Raw genomic sequence first — 14723 nt, 5'->3', positions numbered from 1 at the left:
TCGAGAACGATCATGCATGCGCTGTCTCAATCCTGCGCGATGGCAGGACCGGCTTCCGATACCCCCGCCCCGAACCGTCACGCCCGATCATGGGGCGCGCTGGCGCTGGGTTTGATGCTGGTCGTGGCGCCCCAGGCCGTGACGGCCCAGGAGCTTGAAGGCCCGGTCCATATCGGTGTCATCCGGCCACCGGTCGCCGATGTGGATGCATTGATGGCGCCCGTGGCCCGCTCGGCCGAACAGGGCGCGATCATGGCCGAGGAGGAATTTGCCTTCAACGCCAGCATGTTCGGGTTCGATTTCGCCGTCGTCCAGCACGAAGCGCAGGGCCAGGACGTCGTGGCGGCGGCCGAAGAGCTGCTGGACACCGATCAGGTCTTCGCGCTGGCGGGCGGCTTTAACGATGAGGAAGCCCGGCTGCTCAGCGAATGGGCCGGCGAACGCGGCGTTCCCTTCATCAACCTGCTTTCTTCCGACGATGCCTTGCGCAACGAGATGTGCAACGCCTCGACCTTCCATATGTCGCCCAGCGCGGCAATGTATCTGGACGCGCTGGCCGGCTGGTATGTGCGCGCAGGCTTCCGCAACTGGTTCACTGTCGTCGGCGACACCGACCAGGCCCAGGCCCAGCACGAAAGGCTGCTCTGGGGGCTGGGCGAGCGCCATTTCGGAGCGCGCGAAACAGGCACGGCGACGATGACATCGGGCGGCGCGCTCGACGCCGATACCGTCGCCGCCATCCAGAACTCGGGCGCCGATCTCGTCGTCCTGCTGGTGCCGCCGCAGGATCAGTTGAGCGCCCTCGCCGCGCTCGAAGACGCCGGGCTGGACCTGATGGCCACCGGCTTTCCCGATCCGGCCGCGCAAACGCGCGAATTCTTCATCCAGTCAAGCGAAGCGGCGCCCAATCTGGGCTCGGGCATGCGCGCCACGGCGTGGGAGCCGACGCTGGACGCCTATGGCGCACGCGAACTCAACGCGCGCTACATGCAGCGCTGGAACGAGCCGATGGAACAGGCCGCCTGGGCCACCTATCAAGCGGTCAAGGCGTTCTTCGAGGCCGCGATGTTCACCAGCTCGACCGAGGCGGAAAGCGTTTTCGCGCATTTGACCGCCCCCAATTCGGTGTTCGACGTCTGGAAGGGGATCGGCACGTCGTTCCGGCCCTGGGACCATCAGATGCGCCAGCCGCTCTATCTCGTCGATATCGACCCCGATGCCACCGAACCCCGGCTGGTGGGACAATTGGTGGGCGAATTGCCCGCCATCTACATGCCCGGCACCGATCCGGTCGAGCGGCTGGATCAATTGGGCGATCTGGAAGCGCAAAGCCGCTGCCAGTTCTAAGGACGTTACAACAATGAGGAGGTCCCTTATGCATTCGATAACGCGTATGTTGCGCGCAGTGGCGCTGGCCGGCATTGCCGGCGTTGCCCTGCCGGCCGTGGGCATGGCCCAGGAAGAGACATACAGGGTCTATGTCGCCAACGAATTCAGCGCCGACGTGTCGGTTATCGATTCGGCAAGCGAAGAGGTCGTCGAAACCATAGTAATTTCCGACCGGGCCGGCGAAGTCCGTCCGCGCGGCATGGCGGTGAGCCCCGACGGGTCGAAAATCTACATTTCGGTGAGCGATTTCTATCCCGAACGCCAGACGCCGGAAGACGCTATCGCCATTGTCGATGTCGGCACCAACGAGATCGTCAACGAGATCAACGCCGGCGGCAATCCCGAACGTCTCGCGGTGAGCCCGGACGGGACCCAGGTATGGGCTTCGCTCGAAGCGCTGGCGCTGGGCGCGGGCTATGACGCGGAAACCGGCGAGAAGCTGGGCGAATTCCGCGTGGGCATCGAAGCCGAAGGCGTCGCCGTCAGCCCCGACGGGCGCTGGGTCTATGTGACTGCGGAAGCGACCCACACGGTGACGGTGATCGATACCCAGGCCATGGAAGCCGTAAAGCACGTGATGGTGGGCAACCGTCCGCGCGTCGTCGAATTCTCCAACGACGGGGCCTTCGCCTATGTCACCGCCGAAATCGGCGGGACGATTTCGGTGATCGAAACCGAAAACCATACGGTGGTCGCCACCATCGATCTGGGGCTCGATTCCCGCCCCGTCGAAATCGCCGTCGCGCCCGATGGCAGCCGGCTCTATGTCGCCGGCGGCGGCACGAGCTCGGTCTATGTGATCGACACGGCGACCAATGAAGTGGTCGAAACCATCAGCGAGCAGATGGGCCGCCGTCCCTGGGGCATCGCCATCACCCCCGATGGCAGCCGGGTCTTCACCGCCAACGGGCTCTCCGACAGCGTCTCGGTGATCGATACCGAAAGCCTCTCCGTCATCAACAACATCCCGGTGGGCCGCGGTGCTCACTCGGTCGAAATCGGGCTGGTGCCGTCCAATGACTAAGCGCTTTTACCTTTCCATCAGTGCCATCGCACTGTCCGTCGCCATGTTGCCGTCCGCCGGCTTCGCCCAGTATTTGGGCGATCCGTTCTTCGACAACACCATCGCGCTGAGCCAGGCCTATGGGCTCGAATCGATCGGGCTGCGGCTCGATCTCGCGTCCACTTTCGACGCCCCCTATGACGACGAACTGGTCGAAACCATCGAAGGCGTCACCGGTGGCGCCCTGGAGCGGTTCGAAGGCACGCTGGCCGCCGCCGATGCGGAGCTGGCGCAAAACCTGCGCGCTGCACTCCAGGCGGTGGCCGAAGCCGCCGAAGAGGGCGAGGATACGTCCGCTGCGGTAGAAGAAGCGCGCGCGCTTCTGGCCCAGGCCTATGACGTCGTGATCCCCCAGGATCTGCGCGGCACACCTGCCTTTACGGGCGGCATCATGATCCAGCTTCTGCTTGCCGAGGAAGGCGTGGCCGAGGGTTATGAAGAAGCGGCCGAAGGCAACGAGCCCTGGGAATATCCCAATGGCTGGGTTTCCCTGCAGCGCGTCAAGGCGCTCTGGGGTGAGATCGAGGCCGATGCTTCCGAGCAGCAGGCTGGAGACGTCGCGGAGATGATCGAAGCGCTCGACGCGCTCTATCCCCAGGCCGAGCCGCCGGAATCGGTCGCCGGCTGGAATCCGGAAGAAGCCGAAGCCCCGGCTCAGCGTCTGGGCGGGATCATCGAAACGGTCGTTGATGCCAATCTCTATCCGGGACGTGACGCGGCGCGGCTTTCCGGGCATCTGGTGACCCTCGCCGGCGAGGCGTGCACCGTCTATGACGAGGATGAAGCCGTGGCGCGCGAAACGTTCTACGCGCTCTACGACCTCTATGACGGCGAGTTGGCGGGCGTTGCGAGCCTCTTTGTCCCCGAGGACGAAGAGACCGCTTCCGACATGTTCGGCATATTGATCGGCGCCGGCGATGACGACGACGATGACGAGGCCGGTGCCCCGGCGGACGATGATGACGACGATGACGACGTCACCCTCTCGGGCGCCGAAGCCTGCGGCGAGCTGCAGACCGCGCTGACCAACATCCAGGGCGCGTTCGGCGGCTGATCGGAGCAAGCATAAGTGGCGGCCATTGAAATCAAGGGTGCTCAGTACCGCTATGGCGACCACAATGCCGTCGATCAGCTTTCCCTGACCATTGAGGAGGGCGAGTTCTTCGCCCTTCTCGGCCCCAATGGCGCCGGCAAGACGACGCTGCTCAACATGCTCATGACCGTGACCCATCCGAGCGCGGGCAGCATATCCATCATGGGCCATGACGCGGTTTCCGAAACCGCGCAAGTGCGGCGGATGCTGGGCGTGGTGTTTCAGGACCCGGCGCTCGACGACCGGCTGACGGCGGCGGAAAACCTCCAAATTCACGCAGTTCTTTATTCCCTGCCGCGCGGGGAACGCGCCTCGGCGGTCGAGCGGGCCATCGAATGGGCTTCGCTCACCAATGCCGGGCGCAAGCCGGTGCGCAGTTTTTCCGGCGGCATGAAGCGGCGGCTCGAACTGGCGCGAGCGCTGATGCATGCCCCGCGCATCCTGCTGCTGGACGAACCCACTATCGGGCTCGACCCGCAAGGCCGCCGGCACCTTTGGGAGCGGATCGCCAGTCTGCGCGAGCGGGGCATGACCGTGCTGATGACCACGCACAATCTGGCGGAAGCGGAAATGTGCGACAGGGTCGGGATCATCGATCAGGGCCGGATGGTGGCCGTGGATGCGCCCCGGGACCTGATCAACGCGCATGGGGGCGGCCCCGATGCGACGCTGGAAGACGTTTTCATCGCCCTCACGGGCAAACAATTGTTCGACGAGAGCGCCACGGGACGCGACCTTCTGGTCGATTTCGCCAAGCGCGGCGGCGAGCACACGCGGTAACTCCATGGCGAAAATACTGGGTCTGGATTTCGATGTCATCGCCATCATGTGGCGGCGCGAGATGCTGCGCTATTTGCGCGATCGCTCGCAGATTTTCGGCGGCATTTCGCGAACCATTCTCTGGCTGGTCATTCTCGGCTTCGGGCTGGGCGCGGCCCTGCGCGAGATCGAGGGCTATTCCTATGCCCAATATATCCTGCCCGGCGTCGTAACGCTCAATATCCTGTTCAGCTCACTCCAATGCGCGGTATCGCTGGTTTGGGACAGGGAGGTGGGGCTGCTGCGCAGCGTTATCGTTTCTCCTGCCCCGATGCTTTCGGTGACTCTAGGCAAGGTCCTGGGCGGCGCGACCATCGCGGTTATCCAGGGCGCGATCCCGCTGCTGTTCATCCCCTTCCTCGACATGCGCGTCACCCCGCAGGGGCTCGCTTCGGCCCTCGTCATCATGTTCTTCATGGGCATGTCGATCACCGCCGGCGGCATCGTCATCGCCTCACGCCTCAAGACGTTCGAGGGCTTCGGGTCGATCTCGAACGGCATCATCCAGCCGCTCTATTTCCTCTCTGGCTCGATCTTCCCGCTGCGCGGGGTGATCGGCGGCGTGGGTTTTCTCGATATTCCCGCCCATCTGCGTGACGAGTTGCGCCAACTCGGCATCTTCGCCATCGGCGGCGGCTGGCTGGTGCAATTGCCGGTGTGGATTCAGGTTCTGGTCTATATCAACCCAGTGAGCTACCAGCTCGACCTCCTTCGCTTCGTCCTCCTCGATTTCGAGCAATTGCCGCTCTGGGCCGACCTGACCGTCACCTTCGGCCTGGCGCCGATAATGACCGTCTGGGCCGCATGGTCGGTCAAACGCATGCTCCGCAGGCGTCGGTAGAGACGGCGGGCCTAAACAAAGGAAACCGCGGGGCGCCGCTCCCATCCCCTGTCATTGCGGGATCTATTCCCGGAATCCAGCAGCAGCCCCTCGCCGTCCTCGGGCTCGACCCGAGGACCCACAATGCCTTTCCACACCCGACAACGACGAGGAACCTGGCTCAAGACGCGGCCCCAATTTCTCCCTCTCCCCTCAGGGGAGAGGGCTGGGGTGAGGGGCTACAGCGCTCGAGATCTCCTCGCCGCTACCTCAAGCCTCGTCCGGCCCGTCGCCCAGCGTATCGAGCCATTGCGCAACATCCTCACCCGGCTCGCCCGCAGGCAGGCTGCCCGTATAGCGCGCGACGTCGATGCGGCTCGCGAGCTGGAGATGGCGCCAGACGATTTCATCGTCGACTTCGAGCACGGCCAGCGGCTGGCGGAGCTGATGGTCCCAGGGCCGGAAGGATACGCCGGGCCCCTTGGCCACATCGAAGGTGGTTTGTGGGCTTTCCAGATGCGCGATCATCGCATCGGCCTCGGTCGAGCCGGTGGCCAGCACCGTATCGGCGACGATCTTGATGGCGTGGTAGGCAGCCCAGGCCGTGGGATCGGCCGGTTCGGCGTAACGCGCCCGCACCTGCAGGTTGAACTCCTCGGCACCGGGCTCGGTGTTGGTGGTGTCCCAAAGCGCCACCCGGTGACGCGGGTTGAGAACGGGCAGGCGGCTGCGGGAGGCAGCGATGAAATCGCGCGTCTGGGTGATGGTGTGGGGGAAGGCCAGGACCGGCGTGGTCATGCCGGCCTCTTCCATCTGCACCATGAGCGGGAACTGGTCCTGATAATCGACGAGAACGAAGATCACGTCCGCTTCGATCGCTGCAAGTTCGTCGATCTCGGCGAAATAGACCGGCAGGCCCGGCGGCACCATGATCGTTCCGGCAATCGTGCACCCCGCCTTTTCGGCGGCACGTTCCACGCGAGCAGCCAGGGCCGCGCCGCGAGAGTCGGTGTCGGAAATGACGGCCCAATTGGCGTAACCCTGCTCGGCGGCCAGTAGCCCCATGGCGTCGAGATACATGGCGTCGCTGGCTTCGACATGGAAGAGATACGGGCTGGCCGCATCCCGCCGGAACGCGTCCGAGGTTTCCCCGATATTGAAGAACGGAACCTGCGCCCGGGCCGCGATTTCGGCGAGGACTTCGGCCTGCCCTTCGCCCACGCCACCGACCAGCGCGCAGATATCGCCCGTTTCAACCAGGCGCTCGCCGGCCCTTATCGCCGCGTCGACCGTGGGCGAGGTGGAGAGCAATATATCGAGGCGCGAGCCCTCTGCGCTCACCGCCGTTCCGAGCTGGGTGTCGGCGAGCAGCGCGCCGAAACGGGCGGCATTGCCGATGAAGTCGTTGATCGACGCCTGGATGAAGGACGTGCCGGTTTTGGCCGGAAAGACCGTGCCGACGCGGATGGCGGGGGGAACATTGGTCTGGGCAAGGGCTGGCGCGGCAAGGCCCGCCGTGGCGAGCGCGGTGGCGCCGGCCAGGAAATTGCGCCGGTTGATCGTGGTCATTGTTGCGGCTCCCGGATGGAAAGCGAAGGACGAGGCAGAGGGAGCGTGGGAACGTTATACTCGGCCAGCACGGCGTAGATGTCGTCCCAGCGCCGGGCGATGGCGCCATCGAGAAGGTCCCGGTATTCCTCGTCACCCAGACGCAGGGCGATAACGATGGAATGATACATAGGGGTGAACGGGATATCGAATTCGGGGACCGGCACCACCTTGAGCGGCGGGTCCTGCCGCGCCGCGTAATATCCTGCAACGGGGCCCCAGGGCACCGCGACATCGATATCGCCCGCGGCAACCGCGTCGATGAGTCCGGCGAAGCGGGCGCCGGTGTTGGTGCCGGCGAATTCGGAACTGACGGTAATCCTGTCAAGCATGCCGCGCCGGGCCAGGGCAAGGTGAGAACTGGTCCCTTCCGAGGTGGTGCCGAGCTGAAGCTGGGTCAGGATTTCATCGTCGAACGTGGCGATATCGTAATCCTCGTCCTCGCGATAAACGAAAGCATAGGGGCTGCGGTAATAGGCAATGGTCGCGATGACGCCGTCGCCGCCGTCGGGAACGCCGATCATCATGTCGCAATTGCCCTCGCGGAGTTGCTCGGTGACCATGCTGGGGGCCAGAGTCCACCATTGATAGGTGAGCTCGGCGCCCAATTCGTCGGCAAGGATTTCGACGATCTTGTTTTCATAGCCTTCGCCGTCCCGATTGGACTGCGGCAGGTAATCGGGGTCGGCGCAGACGCGCATTTCCCAAGCTGCCGCGGCGGGCGCCGCAGCCCCCTGTCCGGCGAAGAGGAATGCAGCGAGGCCCAGGGCGGCGACCGCCTGGCCGACGGGGCTGCGCGCGGGGCGCTGGGTTAAAGTGTTCATGACGCTTCTCGGACTTCTTTCAGTGGCAAGAGGAAGGGCTCAAAGCCGGCGCGGCCGGATGCGGCCGTCATTTTATCCCTGTTTGGGCCAAATCCTACAAAATCGCCCGGCGAGCGGTGGCGCGCCGGGCGAGGTCTTGGGCTTCAAACAACCGGGCTCATGCCCGTCACGACTTAATCGTTGAGTTTGAAGACGTAGAGCGTGCTGCCTTCGCGCTGATAGCGGTTGACAGCATCGGGATCGGCGTCGGCGGCAACTTCGAGCACGCCACCGGCACGGGCCGAAGCCACGAACGCGATGCGCTGGTCGCCATCAGGACCGGTGAAGCTCACCGGGGAGGCCGAGGACTGGAGGCCCGTGCGGAATTCCCAGACGGTTTCACCGTTTTCGGCGTTGATGGCCCGGAAGACGCCCTTGTCGTCACCACCGAGCAGCAGCAGGCCGCCCGCCGTGGCCAGGATCGGGTCCTGGGTCGGCTGGATGTAGTCAACCGACCAGACCGTCTCGCCGGTCACCGGGTCGTTGGCCTGGAGCTGGTTCTTGACGTCGGTCTCATTGCCTTCGCGGTCGAGCCAGAACTTTTCACCCGCCCACTGATACAGCGTATAGGTCTCGGTCGCCGGATAGCTGTACTCGCCTTCGGTGACGCGCATCTGGCGGCAACCGAACTGAACCGAAGTGTAGAGCAGGCCAGTCTGGGGCGAATAGGCATCGTTTTCCCAGTTACGGGCGGCGATGGTCGGGCAGATCACCGCTTCAGTACCCGTGGGTCCGTCGGCCTCGCCGTAAAGCTCGGCTTCCTCTTCGTTCATCGCGATCTGTTCGTCGGTCAGCGCACCCGCTTCGGTGTAGCGCATACGATCTTCCGCATCGGTGAACAGCATCGCTTCGATGTTGTACCCAACGCTGCCCTGTTCTGCATCGTAGCCCGAGAAGATGTTCTGGTAAACGAACGGCCAGGGGTCGTTGATGACCTCGCCAGTCTCGCGATCCCAGACATAGAAATAGCCGTTACGGGCAGCGCGAATGATCGTCTTGCGTTCTTCGCCATTGATTTCGATATCGGCAAGCACCGGCACGTTGGGCTCGTCAAGGTCCCACTGATCCTGGGGGGTCAGATTGTAGGCCCAGACAAGTTCGCCCGTCGTGGCGTCGCGAGCCATCATCGAAGCGCAATAGTTGGAGCGATAGGACTGAAGCACGCCGTTCTCGTCGAAATCGACCTCGCCCCACGGACGACGATAGTCGGCGTTCCACGGGCCGCAGTTGCCGGTGGCGTAGTAGAAGAGGTTCAGGTCGGGGTCATAGGTAAAGTAACCCCAGGTCGAACCGCCGCCCTGCTGCCAGCTGTCTTCGAACCAGGACGCTTCGGCCGGGTTCTCGATCTTGTCGAAATCATAGAAGGGCTGGAAGCGATCGGTGATGCCGACTTCTTCGTTGGGGCCCATCGAATAGAAACGCCAGGCTTCTTCGCCGGTTTCGATGTCGTGAGCGGCAACATAGCCGCGAACGCCATATTCACCGCCGGCCATGCCGGTGATGTAGAGGTTGTCGACGATCAGCCCGTTGCCGACCATGGTTTCGGCGTTGTCGATATCGGTGACCTGGACATCCCAGATCAGATCGCCGCTTTCGGCATCCAGCGCATAGACGTGGCCGCCCAGCGACTGGAAGAAGATCTTGCCTTCGGCATAGTTCATGCCGCGGGTCTGGGCACCACAGCAGGCAACCGGGATAACCTGATCGAGGTTATCGGCGTCGGCGCGGAATTCCCACTTGATGGCGCCCTGCTCGTTAAGGTCGAGCGCATAGACGCGGTTGGGCTTGGGCGTGATGACATACATCGTATCGCCGACCACCAACGGGGGCGCCTGCGCTTCGTCCGAAACACCGAGCTGGAAGGTCCACTCGACGGCGAGATCGTCGACGTTGTCGAGATTGATCTGATCGAGTTCGCTGTAGTTCTGGCCCGAATAGTTGATATTGGGCATCACGTTGTTGGCCGGATCGGCCGACAGCGCCATTACGTCCTCGTTGGCAACCGCAGATGCGGCCCCCAAGACGACAATCGATGCCAAGGACAGATATGTCCTCAGCCATCCTAACTTACGGATAACCATTATAGTCCTCCCAACGGTATCGCAGCGGCAACCCTTCTCACGCATCCGATAGTCTCTGTCGGGAGATTGCGTGAGGACGTGAGGGGGAAATTGCCTCCGGACCCAATCTTGCAGAACCGCGCCCCACATTCAAGTACGAGAAGCATCAAAATGACAGTTGCGGAAGCATCCGATTAAGATTAGGACGGTAGGAACGAGTTTCTGAAAGTAAACGGCGCGCTAACCATCGATAGCGAATCGATTTGTTGACAGTCTTCATCAACTTAGTGCGACGAGCTTTCGAGAGCTTGCCTGGACTACCCCAAGGAGGAGTGAATTGAAAAAGCAGTTTGGAATCGGATTGGCCACGCTCGTTGCGGCGGGCCTGCTGTCGGCGGGTTCCGCCGTGGCGCAGGAGTTGGCCAATGATGAAGCGTCGCTCAACCTGCTCATGGAAGAAGGTGCGACGGTTTACGGAAACTATTGTGCCGCATGTCACGGCGCGGAAGGTCAAGGCGGCGGCGGTCCGGCCCTGGTTGGCAGCAGCGTCGTCCAGAGCCGGTCGGCAGTGATCTACCAGATCCTGTTCGGGGCCATGGACCACGGCATGCCCGCCTTCGACTCGTCGCTTTCCGACCAGCAGATCGCAGCGGTTTCGACCTATATCCGGAATTCCTGGGAGAACGATTACGGCATCATCCTGCCGCGCTCGGTCGAAATGCGCCGCAGCGTTCCGCCGGCCGATCCCGCCGAGGACGCCGAATAAAGGCCCTCAAAGGGTCCTGTTGCGAACGGGGGGATGGTCGCCTTGCGCCGACCTTCCCCGTCATTTGAATGATAATTTGAGGAGCGCCTGTAGGGCGCTCCTTGTTGTTTTTGCGTTCAGCGCAATATCCCCGCGACGCATTTTTTACTCATTTGTCTTTCTTGCAGCAGAGCCGATGGCCGTCCTTTGGGCGGTTGTGCCGGGCATGGGTTGGCGTCGCCTCCGACTGCAACCAGCCGACAAGGCGCGCGTTTGACCTCCACGTGGGACGAACCCGAACCCCAACGGAGGACATCCGATGAATAGGCTCTCTGGTCTTGCACTCAGCTCAATCCTTGCCCTTTCCCTGCCGTTTGCGGCGCAGGCGCAGGATGCCGGCGCGACGCCGGAAAATGAAACCAGCGCCGAAGACGCAAACGCCGATGCCGGCGACACCGAAACCGGCGCATTCACCTATGATGATCTGAACGCGGCGCTGCAAGGCATGGCCGACGCCGACCTCGAGGCGGTTACGGCCGATACGGAAATCGAAATCGTGCCGCTGTCATCGCTCGACGATGAAACGGCCGCCCAGAACGCCGATGAATATACGACCGGCGTTACCGATGAAACCGGCGACATGTCCGACATTCGGGCCGCTATCGAAGCCAACACCCATATTTCTGCGGCCCTCGAGGCCCAGGGATATACCGCCGAGGACGTTGCCGCGCTCTGGGTCCAGGGCGATGGGGCGCTGACGATCTTTGTCGATGACACCGAATCGGATGCCCAATCTGATAGCGAAGCTCCGGCCGAGGGCGCTGCCGCTCCGCAATAGCCATGCGTCGGGTCGACGCCGCGAGCGGCGCCGGCCTTGCTCAGCGCAACCTCGGCACGCTGGAGAGCAATTTTTGCGTATAGGGATGGCGGGGATTGGCGAGCACGTCGCGCGTCCGGCCCGCTTCGATCACCCTGCCCTTTTCGAGGATGACGATCTCCTCGCAAAGGGCAGCGACCACGCCGAGGTCGTGCGAAACCAGCAGCACGGTCAGCGAAGCCGAGAGGGTCTTGAGCAGATCGACGATGCGCACGCGGGTCGAAAGATCGAGCGCGCTCACTGCCTCGTCGGCCAAAAGCACCTGCGGCCCCGAAACGATTGCCCGTGCGATGGCGATTCGCTGGCGCTGTCCGCCGGAAAACGCATGCGGATAGCGTTGCGCGGCGTCGGGCGGCAGGCCCACGGCCTCCAGCGCGGCGGCGATTGCCGCGCCGCGATCGCCTTCGATCCTCAGCGACCGCAAGGGTTCGGCGATGATCCTGTCGATGCGCTGTCGCGGATCGAGGGACGAATAGGGGTCCTGAAACACTGGCTGCACCGATTTGCGATAGCGGCGCATGAAATTTCGGTCGCGCGGGTCGAGCGGTTCGCCCGAAAAGGTGATTGAGCCCGAGTCGGCGGCACCGAGCCCCAACAACAGCCGGAGGATGGTCGATTTCCCTGACCCCGATTCGCCCACCAGACCGACATTGATGCCCTTGCGGACGGAAAAGGATACGTCATGCAGCACTTGCTGGGTTTTCTCGTAGCCGAAATTGACGTTATCGAGGGCGAGCAGGTTCATGATTGCCCCGCCAGTGCGTCTTCGAAGGCCGCGGCGGCCGCGACGAGCGATTGGGTGTAATCGTGCTGCGGCGCGGCCAGAACAGCGCCAGCCTCGCCGCGCTCGACGATGACGCCCTGGCGCATGACGACGATCCGTTCGGCAATGGAATTGACCACGGCGAGGTCGTGGCTGATGAACAGCAGCGCCATGGACATGTCGGTCACCAATTCCTTGAGAAGGGCCAGCACCTCGGCTTGCGTCGTCACGTCGAGCGCTGTCGTGGGCTCGTCGGCGATCAAAAGCTTGGGCCGGCAGGCCAGCGCCATGGCGATCGCCACGCGCTGGCGCTGGCCGCCGGAGATTTCGAACGGGTAGGACCGGGCGATACGCGCAGGCTCGGGGAGCGCCACGCGTTCGAAAAGGCTCATCACTTCAGCGTCCACTGCCTTCCGGTCCGCTGTCTTTCCCTCGCGCCGCAGCCGGCGAACCACCGGTTCGGCGGTCTGCCTGCCCAGGCGCATGAGCGGGTCGAGAGCGGTCAGGGGTTCCTGAAAGACCACCGAAGCCGCCTGTCCTCGCAACCGGGTCCGGTCGCGCTCGGAAAGCTCGTGAAGCGGCTGGCCGTCGAGCATCACCGAACCGCTCTGGGACAGCCCTGCGGGCAGAAGCCCGATGCTGGCCAGCGCGGTGAGCGATTTGCCCGAACCCGATTCCCCGATCACCCCCCAGCGTTCGCCGGCCTCTATCGCGAGGTCGAGATCGGAAACGAGCTTTTGATCGCCCGCCGAGATGGTGAGGCCATCGATCTGGAGAACGGGGTTCATGGATTGCGCCTCCGCGTCGGATCGGCGAAATCGCGCAGTCCGTCGGCGAGAAGGTTCATGCCGATGACGAGGATGACCAGCGCGATGCCGGGCGCGACCGCCCCGAAGGGCGCGGTGTAAACAGTGCCCTGCGCCTCCTGGAGCAGCCGCCCCCAGGACGCATTCGGCGGCGGCGCGCCGAGGCCGAGATAGGAGAGCGAAGCTTCGGCGATCACCGCCAGCCCGAACTGCAGCGCGAAATTGACCAGCAGCGTAGGCCAGATGTTGGGCAGGAGATGGATGAAGACGATCGCCAGCCAGGACGTGCCCGACGTTCGGGCCGCCGTGATGTAATCCATCTCCAATACCCGCTTGGCGAGAATGCGGGTGAGCCGGGCGACGATGGCCGAAATGGCGATCCCCAGCGCTACGATCGCCGCTCCAAGGCTGGCCCCGTCGCTCGCCGCCACCACCAGCATGGCGAGCAGCAAAGTGGGAAACGCGATCAGGATATCGAGCGCCGCCGCCAGCGCGTCGTCGAGCGTCCGGGTCGCGAAGGCAGCGAGGATGCCCAGCGTCACCCCGATGGCCGCGCCGATCGCCACGGCCCCCGCCCCCACCTGAATGGCGATGCGCGACCCGATCATGATGTGGGTGAACAAATCCCGCCCCAGCCGATCGGTGCCCGCCCAATGGGCCAGCGATGGCCCCTCGAGCCGCATGCCCGCCATGTCATTGGGCCCATAGGGCGTCCAGAACAGCGTCAAAAGCGCCAGGGCCACATGGATGCCGACCAGAACCAGCCCGACGATCAGCGTCAGGGGCAGGCGCGACCGACTGCGCGCGCCGGTTCGGCCCTCCATTCCCAGGACGCTCATTGGCCCGCTCCTCTTTTCGAGCGACGCAGCCTTGGGTCGATCAGTCGCTGGACGATATCGGCAACGAACCCGACGAGAAGCACGATGAGCGTCGAAATCAGCAACACGCCCTGAACATTGGGGTAATCACGCTGTTCAACACCAAGCAAAAGCATCGAACCGAGCCCTGGCAGGGTGAATACCCGCTCCACCACCACGGCGCCGAGAAACGTCGTCGCCAATTCGATCCCCAGGATCGAAACCACCGGCACCGCGCCGTTGCGCAGCCCGTGTCTCACCAGCGCCTCGGCAAAGCCAGACCCCAGCGCGCGGGCCGTGCGCAGATAGTCGCTGTCGAGAACGTCCTGAGTGGCGGAGCGGACATAGCGCAGCAGCGAGGCCGACATGACGATGGCGATCGTAAACGTAGGCAGCGCCAGCGCGCGCAGAGTCGCTGCCGGATCGGACCATCCGGTCGAGGGAAAACCGCCAGAGGGAAATATCCGGAAATTGACGGCAAAAACCGCCACCAGCAGGATGCCCACCCAGAACACCGGAATGGCAATGCCGAGCTGGGACACCACCGAAATCGCGGCGCCATACCATTTGTCGGCCCTCACCGCCGCCACGATCCCAAGCGGCACGGCGATCACCACGGCAAGCGCGAAGGCCATCAGCGTCAAGGGCACGGTGACGGCCAGACGGGCTGCGATCTCGGCGGCGACCGAGGTGCGGCTGACAAAGGATGTCCCCAGATCGAACCGCGCGAGGCTAGAAACAAAGTGGACGAATTGCTCGAACAACGGCAGGTCCGAGCCCACCTGACGGCGGGCAGCGGCGATCTGCTCGGGATCGGCCCCGACCGAAATCAAGGCGCTCGCCGGATCGCCCGGCAAGAGCCGCAGCAAGATGAACAGCACTGCGGCAGCGATCACCAGCGAAATCAAAAGGATCAGCGACCGGCGCAAAAGATAGACGAGAATGTCGCGCTCCTTTCCG

The 14723-nt window shown here is 63.6% G+C and carries 14 protein-coding genes; 7 read left to right on the top strand and 7 right to left on the bottom strand.

The features are described from left to right. Positions 1 to 12: 12 nt before the first annotated feature. From V4T21_RS15030 to V4T21_RS15010, 5 genes are read left to right on the top strand one after another with little or no spacing between them, the layout of a single operon-like run. Positions 13 to 1347 carry an ABC transporter substrate-binding protein gene (locus V4T21_RS15030; protein WP_332718265.1) on the top strand — a complete coding sequence of 445 codons (1335 nt, stop codon included), beginning with the start codon at positions 13 to 15 and terminating at the stop codon, positions 1345 to 1347. A gap of 28 nt (positions 1348 to 1375) precedes the next feature. Continuing rightward, on the top strand, positions 1376 to 2413 hold the full coding sequence (locus V4T21_RS15025) for a beta-propeller fold lactonase family protein (protein WP_332718263.1): 1038 nt from the start codon (positions 1376 to 1378) through the stop codon (positions 2411 to 2413). Further along, positions 2406 to 3506: a hypothetical protein gene (locus V4T21_RS15020; protein WP_332718261.1), complete on the top strand. Its 1101-nt coding sequence runs from the start codon at positions 2406 to 2408 to the stop codon at positions 3504 to 3506. The genes V4T21_RS15025 and V4T21_RS15020 overlap by 8 nt, the downstream gene beginning before the upstream one ends. 15 nt (positions 3507 to 3521) lie before the next feature. Continuing rightward, positions 3522 to 4325 carry an ABC transporter ATP-binding protein gene (locus tag V4T21_RS15015; protein WP_332718259.1) on the top strand — a complete coding sequence of 268 codons (804 nt, stop codon included), beginning with the start codon at positions 3522 to 3524 and terminating at the stop codon, positions 4323 to 4325. Between the two features lie 4 nt (positions 4326 to 4329). After that, complete coding sequence (locus V4T21_RS15010; RefSeq protein ID WP_332718257.1) at positions 4330 to 5205, top strand: ABC transporter permease; 876 nt, start codon at positions 4330 to 4332, stop codon at positions 5203 to 5205. 249 nt (positions 5206 to 5454) lie between these two features. Here V4T21_RS15010 and V4T21_RS15005 read toward each other — a convergent pair whose 3' ends face one another. From V4T21_RS15005 to V4T21_RS14995, 3 genes are all read right to left on the bottom strand, one after another. After that, positions 5455 to 6753 carry an ABC transporter substrate-binding protein gene (locus V4T21_RS15005; protein WP_332718255.1) on the bottom strand — a complete coding sequence of 433 codons (1299 nt, stop codon included), beginning with the start codon at positions 6751 to 6753 and terminating at the stop codon, positions 5455 to 5457. Beyond that, a complete protein-coding gene (locus V4T21_RS15000) occupies positions 6750 to 7616 on the bottom strand; it encodes a quinoprotein dehydrogenase-associated putative ABC transporter substrate-binding protein (protein ID WP_332718253.1) in 867 nt (288 codons plus the stop codon). The genes V4T21_RS15005 and V4T21_RS15000 overlap by 4 nt, the downstream gene beginning before the upstream one ends. A gap of 173 nt (positions 7617 to 7789) precedes the next feature. Next, positions 7790 to 9694, bottom strand: coding sequence for an outer membrane protein assembly factor BamB family protein (locus V4T21_RS14995; RefSeq protein WP_332718251.1), 1905 nt, complete (start codon positions 9692 to 9694; stop codon positions 7790 to 7792). A 358-nt stretch (positions 9695 to 10052) separates the two neighbouring features. Between V4T21_RS14995 and V4T21_RS14990 the strand changes: the two genes are divergently transcribed. Both V4T21_RS14990 and V4T21_RS14985 read left to right on the top strand, forming a co-directional pair. After that, on the top strand, positions 10053 to 10481 hold the full coding sequence (locus tag V4T21_RS14990) for a c-type cytochrome (RefSeq protein WP_332718249.1): 429 nt from the start codon (positions 10053 to 10055) through the stop codon (positions 10479 to 10481). A gap of 298 nt (positions 10482 to 10779) precedes the next feature. Continuing rightward, positions 10780 to 11298 (top strand): hypothetical protein, encoded by a 519-nt coding sequence (locus V4T21_RS14985; protein ID WP_332718247.1) that lies wholly within the window; start codon positions 10780 to 10782, stop codon positions 11296 to 11298. Between the two features lie 40 nt (positions 11299 to 11338). Here V4T21_RS14985 and V4T21_RS14980 read toward each other — a convergent pair whose 3' ends face one another. The 4 genes from V4T21_RS14980 to V4T21_RS14965 are packed head-to-tail and all read right to left on the bottom strand — an operon-like array spanning position 11339 to position 14692. Continuing rightward, the gene (locus V4T21_RS14980) at positions 11339 to 12082 is read right to left on the bottom strand and encodes an ABC transporter ATP-binding protein (protein ID WP_332718246.1); all 744 of its coding nucleotides are present in this window, start codon (positions 12080 to 12082) and stop codon (positions 11339 to 11341) included. Further along, positions 12079 to 12888, bottom strand: coding sequence for an ATP-binding cassette domain-containing protein (locus V4T21_RS14975; RefSeq protein ID WP_332718243.1), 810 nt, complete (start codon positions 12886 to 12888; stop codon positions 12079 to 12081). The genes V4T21_RS14980 and V4T21_RS14975 overlap by 4 nt, the downstream gene beginning before the upstream one ends. Beyond that, the gene (locus tag V4T21_RS14970) at positions 12885 to 13745 is read right to left on the bottom strand and encodes an ABC transporter permease (protein ID WP_332718241.1); all 861 of its coding nucleotides are present in this window, start codon (positions 13743 to 13745) and stop codon (positions 12885 to 12887) included. Before V4T21_RS14970 ends, V4T21_RS14975 begins: the two co-directional genes overlap by 4 nt. Then, positions 13742 to 14692, bottom strand: a complete 951-nt coding sequence (locus V4T21_RS14965) for an ABC transporter permease (RefSeq protein WP_332718239.1) — start codon at positions 14690 to 14692, stop codon at positions 13742 to 13744. The genes V4T21_RS14970 and V4T21_RS14965 overlap by 4 nt, the downstream gene beginning before the upstream one ends. Between the last annotated feature and the right edge of the window lie 31 nt (positions 14693 to 14723).

The organism is Pelagibacterium mangrovi (genome assembly GCF_036662815.1).
GTDB classification, from domain to species: domain Bacteria; phylum Pseudomonadota; class Alphaproteobacteria; order Rhizobiales; family Devosiaceae; genus Pelagibacterium; species Pelagibacterium mangrovi.
The sequence above is the reverse complement of the archived record's forward strand: the minus strand, read 5'-3'. Positions and strand labels throughout refer to the sequence as shown.